The 4,846-nt window shown below is 65.5% G+C and carries 6 protein-coding genes and 1 pseudogene; 2 read left to right on the top strand and 5 right to left on the bottom strand.

Annotation, left to right across the window (positions count from 1 at the left end; all coding sequences use genetic code 11):
• From JWN68_RS15325 to JWN68_RS15310, 5 genes and pseudogenes are all read right to left on the bottom strand, one after another.
• A partial coding sequence (locus tag JWN68_RS15325) for a hypothetical protein (RefSeq protein ID WP_297740439.1) occupies window positions 1–716 on the bottom strand: 716 nt, incomplete at its 3' end.
• A 57-nt stretch (window positions 717–773) separates the two neighbouring features.
• On the bottom strand, window positions 774–1,694 hold the full coding sequence (locus JWN68_RS15320; protein ID WP_297740437.1) for a hypothetical protein: 921 nt from the start codon (window positions 1,692–1,694) through the stop codon (window positions 774–776).
• A 156-nt stretch (window positions 1,695–1,850) separates the two neighbouring features.
• Window positions 1,851–2,150 (bottom strand): hypothetical protein, encoded by a 300-nt coding sequence (locus JWN68_RS15315; protein WP_297740435.1) that lies wholly within the window; start codon window positions 2,148–2,150, stop codon window positions 1,851–1,853.
• A 78-nt stretch (window positions 2,151–2,228) separates the two neighbouring features.
• Window positions 2,229–2,333: pseudogene (locus JWN68_RS19415) on the bottom strand (DUF6228 family protein); the annotation flags it as partial.
• Window positions 2,334–2,584: 251 nt separating this feature from the next.
• Window positions 2,585–3,109 (bottom strand): phosphatase PAP2 family protein, encoded by a 525-nt coding sequence (locus JWN68_RS15310; RefSeq protein WP_297740433.1) that lies wholly within the window; start codon window positions 3,107–3,109, stop codon window positions 2,585–2,587.
• Between the two features lie 581 nt (window positions 3,110–3,690).
• On the opposite strand from JWN68_RS15310, the gene JWN68_RS15305 reads away from it, so the two are divergent.
• Together JWN68_RS15305 and JWN68_RS15300 are read left to right on the top strand one after the other, a co-directional pair.
• A complete protein-coding gene (locus JWN68_RS15305) occupies window positions 3,691–4,350 on the top strand; it encodes a response regulator transcription factor (RefSeq protein WP_297740431.1) in 660 nt (219 codons plus the stop codon).
• 2 nt (window positions 4,351–4,352) lie between these two features.
• On the top strand, window positions 4,353–4,846 hold a 494-nt coding region (locus tag JWN68_RS15300; RefSeq protein WP_297740429.1), incomplete at its 3' end, for a hypothetical protein.

Raw genomic sequence — 4,846 nt, 5'->3', positions numbered from 1 at the left:
CAGCACGACCACCTTCGCACGGCTGACCCGCATCGGTCCCGCAAACGGTGCGGGTTGCGGGGGCATCCGGACATAGGGGAACAAGCAGCCGATGTGAGGTAGTCGAGGGTGGGGGCCGGAGAGAGGTTTCTGGCGACCTCAGTGCGACGGGTACTGAGGACGGACTGCCGCCCATGGCCGACCACGCCGTTGCCGCCGCTCGCACGTCCATTGACCGAGAGGGACGGCTCGTTCGCGCCGCCTCGCCGCACTGCTCTTCGACGGAGCGACGCGTCCGGCGCGATCGACACTATCCGAGCCTCCCGCACCCGCGTCGAAACTCCGGACGTCCCGAGTAGCCGCTCATTGTGCGTGGATCTGCCGGTGTGCGGTCCTGGAGTCTCCGTCCGCGGCGGGGCCGTGATCGTGACGCCTTCGAGGCCGCGGACGGGTCCGCCGTCGATGTCGAACTCGTGCACGTCGTCGTGGTAGCGAAGTTCTCCGCCTTCAGCGAGGAAGGACCGGCTGACGCCGCCGACGGCCGACTCGATCGCGTCGCGCTCCCAGTTGCGTCGGGTGTTCGTGGCCCTGGCACGCTCAACGGCCAGCCGGTCATCAGTGATCGACTGGAGGAAGTCGCTGCGGATCTCAGTGTCCGTGAGGTCGCGCTTGATGCGGAGCTCCGCGGCGTGCTGGGCTTCGACGGTGTAGGTGAGGGGTGTCGTCTGGGTGCTCATGCACTCCACGTGTCCGGGGCGGTCCCACTGGTGCACTCGAGTGGTGCCATGGTCGGATCAGGGCCGGAGAGTTAGTGATTCTCGGCCGTGCTCGGCGGACGCATAGACAGTTACCGCTCCGGTCACGGGGTCGAGGAAGAACCGGCCCAGGGTCGTGCCGAGAACACTGAACGGGTAAGGGGTCTCGGGAGCCCGGAGCTTGTCCGCCGTCAAGGTGATCGGGTACCAGCCCGAGAAGCCGGTGATCCTGCTGCCGGTGACATCCTTGTAGACAGCTCGCACCCTCACGTTCGCGGCCCGCGTGTTGTCCGGCATCATCAGGAAGTCGATCTGGAAGTCGAAGGCACCCCTCATGGCGACGCCGATGCCGTTGTGCGCCGACGAGATGAGAGTTCCCACGGCCGGGACGTCGCCAGGGAAGTCGGCGCCGGCGCCGACGTCGTCGATGAACAGGTCGGCGTGGCTGACCTCGACGTTGCGCTCCGCTGCGGGAACGTCGTTGACGGCCTTCACAGTCAAGCTGAGCTCGTCGCCGTCCAGGTCGGCGGTGAGCAGTTCGACGACGACGGCGTCAGCGAGCTCGCTGCCGGTCAGCACCGCGTTCGGCGGCTCGTCACCGAGGTCGTCACCGTTGTCCTTCCAGCCGAACGACTTCAGCGCGTCGGTGGTGGTCGCCGTGCCGGCGTCGTGGTCGGGACGGTCGGAGAACCACGTCATCGTCGGGGCCGAGGAGAGGGTGAGCGTGCCGTCGTCGTTCACGTCCAGGTCGAATGACGCTTCGGGGGAACGGGCCACGAAAAGGAGCGTGTCGTTCATGTCCGGCTTCGTCAGCACCTGCTCCACGGCCGGGCTCGCGGAGCCGGTCGGCGTGGACGTGCTCTCTTTGGACTCGGGGTCGGTGGTGGTGCAGCCGGTCGTGGCGACCAGGGCGACGAGGGCGAGCACGGCCGCAGCCGTGACGCGTCGGAGGATCGTCATGACTCGCATTGTCCTTGCGACCGGAATGGGAGATGTCGTTTTCGCGGAAGTGGTGCTTGTGCACAAGGTGCGCGCGGGGAACACGCGTTCGTGCCGCGCCTGGTCGAGCCGTCCGTGGCCCCGGGTCGACGAGCCAAGGCATCACCTGGTCGGAGGTCAGCTACTTCCGTGCAAGGTGCCGTCGATGTCGACGTGGACCCCGTCGAGGATCGCGTGCCACAGCGCTTCGGCTACACGCGGGGTGAACCCGAAGTCGAGCATGGTGAACGTTCGGATCTGCCGCGACCCGTACGCCTTGCAGTCGCCGGCCACGGATCCCGCACTGGCACGCTCTGCGAGCCGATCGGTCAACGGCGAGCGCGCCCGGATGGCGGCATGAGCGGACTTTTCAGCGAGTCCGTCCCTGAACGAGAAGAGCCACACCGGTCGCTGTGCTGCTGAGGTCCTCACCGGCATCGAGCCGAACCTCAGCCTGCACTTTCCATCCGTCCGAAGGCGTGGACTCCCAGAGCATGACGCACAGTTCACATGCCCGTCGTGAGTCGCCTGGATTCGCAGATCGCCCTCGATGGATTCAAAGACGCGCTCACCTTGCCAGCCGCGCCATCGGTCAGCGAGACCAGTGAAGGAGGCGGCCAAGTGGGTGAAGCCGCCCTCCCATCCTGCTTAGACCTGACGGCTGGCGCTGAGGTCGGGCCCAGTCAGGGTGACTGACAGGTAGTCAGCCGGGAGGGCTCCAGCAAACTGCGGGTCCGAAAAGGACAGCGTTCTGCCTGCGTTTCCGATGACTACGGGTTCCATGTCCACATCATCACCGACACGACCTCTCATTCGGCATGTCCGGTCGTCCCGCAGCGGGATCGGCTCCCGGGACGCGCCCCCTGATCGAGCTAGTGGTCGTCGGCGACTGGATGGTTCGAGCAGGCAGCAGACGCGACATGGCCGGACGTCTCTGGTGGGTAGGCCGCAAGCATGGCGAAGATCCAGAATCCGGCGACCATGTACCCGGCGAGTACGTCGGAGAGGTTGTGCACCCCAAGCAGGATGCGGTCTGCACCCACCACCGCAACCAGCGTGACTGCAGCAGTCAAAACACTCCACCGAATTGCCTTCCGCTGGATGTACAGCCAGCTCAGGACCACCACCACACCCATGCCGGAGGCGATACCTGATGCGTGGCCTGAGGGGAACGAAAAACTGGTCAGAGTGTGCACGGAGTCGTCCCACTGCGGTCGTTCGCGACGAAAGGCTAGCTTCATGACAGTCGTTGTCGCTGAGGTTCCGACCATCACCGCGACGGTCCAGACGATCGCCCTGCGATGACCAGCGACCGCTAGCCCGAGCACCAAGACGACCACGTAGACGATGGTGCTGATCGTGCCAAAGATGAGTTCGATCGCGAGCAGTACCTTCACGGCGGCCGCGTGGCGAAACGACCAGGCTTCCATTGGTGCGCCGACGTCATGATCGATAGCTTGGAGCGAACTCCCACCGTCGTGGACCAAGAACGCGAGGAAAGCCGCCGTCAACAGACATATCGCTGCGGCCCCGATCAATCTGGTTCGGTGGCTTGATGTGCTCGACATGTTCCTCCGTTCTGGCGGGTTCACTCTACTTGGCATCGAAGTGGCCACCTCGGAAGCGCCGCAGGTTGAGCGACGGGTCTCGGTGCATAGCATCGGTAGTCCACCTCGGTGTGGCGATATTGGGATGCGCACAGTCGATCGGACTCGATATGGATACTTCGGCCGAGCATGGTGGCGGGACCGGGCATGGTGTTCTCCTGTTCGTCCGGTGCGTGGTCGTGTGCTCGTCGATCCTGCGTGCCCGACCATGCCAACAACCTGAATGCCGGTGATTCTCGTCTGACGAGAGTGGTCAGGTGTCCTGCAGGTTGGGGCGACGACGCTCGGGTCATGGCCAATTCGTGCGCCCGCACCGAGACTGGTGGAGCGATCCAGGACCACACCGGGTTTGGCCGCGAGAGGATGAGCCCATGTTGATCGGGATCTGCGAGGACGACCCCACCATCCGACGCCTGGTCAGCCAAGCGATGGGCTTTGCCGGACACGAGGTGCTGAGCGCGCACAACGGCGGGGAGGCACTGCGACTCTTCGGAGCCGACAGCGCTGTCGATGTCCTGGTGATGGACATCGGGCTCCCGGACTCGGATGGACGCGACGTCACCCAGGCGTTGCGTTCGGCGGGGCAGGTCGCACCGGTGGTCTTTCTCACGGCACTGGGATCAGTCCACGACAAGTTGTCGGGCTTCGGTGCCGGCGGCGACGACTACCTGGCCAAGCCCTTCGACGTCAAGGAGTTGATCGCTCGTGTGGAGGCTCTGGGGCGGCGCGGCCGGCCGACCTCGCACGACCCCTCGGGCCTCGTGCTAAATCCGGCCACGCACGGCATCCGGTCTGAATCGGGACAGGTGCTGCTGACACCCACAGAGTTCCGCATGCTTGCCGCCATCACGTCACGGCCTGGAGAGGTCGTGCGGCGCCGGACCGTGGTGGCCGCAGCGTGGCCCGATGGCGCCGTGGTGAACGAGAACACCATCGACTCCTTCATCCGCCGCATCCGCACCAAGCTCGACTCGATCGGATCGCCGGTCACGATCCAGACGGTGCGTGGCGTCGGATTCCGGCTGCTGTGAGGTTGCCCTTGCGTATCGCCCCAGGTTCCTTCCGTCGCCAGATCATCCTTCTCACCGCCGGTGCTACGGCATTGGCGATGCTCGTGCTGACGGTCGTGCTCCAGCTGATCTTGGCCGACCTGACGAAGGGCAACGTCGACCGCGTCCTTGAGGATCGCGCCGACGCGGTCGCGAGCTCGGCCATCAGCGCCTCCACAACGCAAGAGCTAGTGGTGCCCTCGGCCGACCTCGACCCAGGCATCGTCGTCTACGACTCGACGGGCCACGCCGTCGTGGGCGTCGCCGCCCCGCACCTGCAAGAAACCTACGATCAACTCGCCGCCTCGACCTCAACGCAGTTCCGCAACGTCGGCAGCACAGTCCGCATCATCGCAACCCCCTTCACCACCGAGGGGGGAAGCCGAGCAGTGGTCGTGGTTTCCGAGCGCCTCGAGCCCTACGAGGAAGCCGAGAGATACGCCCTGATCGTCAGCCTGATCACCGGGGCGCTCGCGAC

Origin of the sequence: Nocardioides sp., from assembly GCF_025964975.1 — a bacterium.
GTDB lineage: Bacteria > Actinomycetota > Actinomycetes > Propionibacteriales > Nocardioidaceae > Nocardioides.
This window is presented reverse-complemented; position numbering and strand designations above follow the sequence as displayed.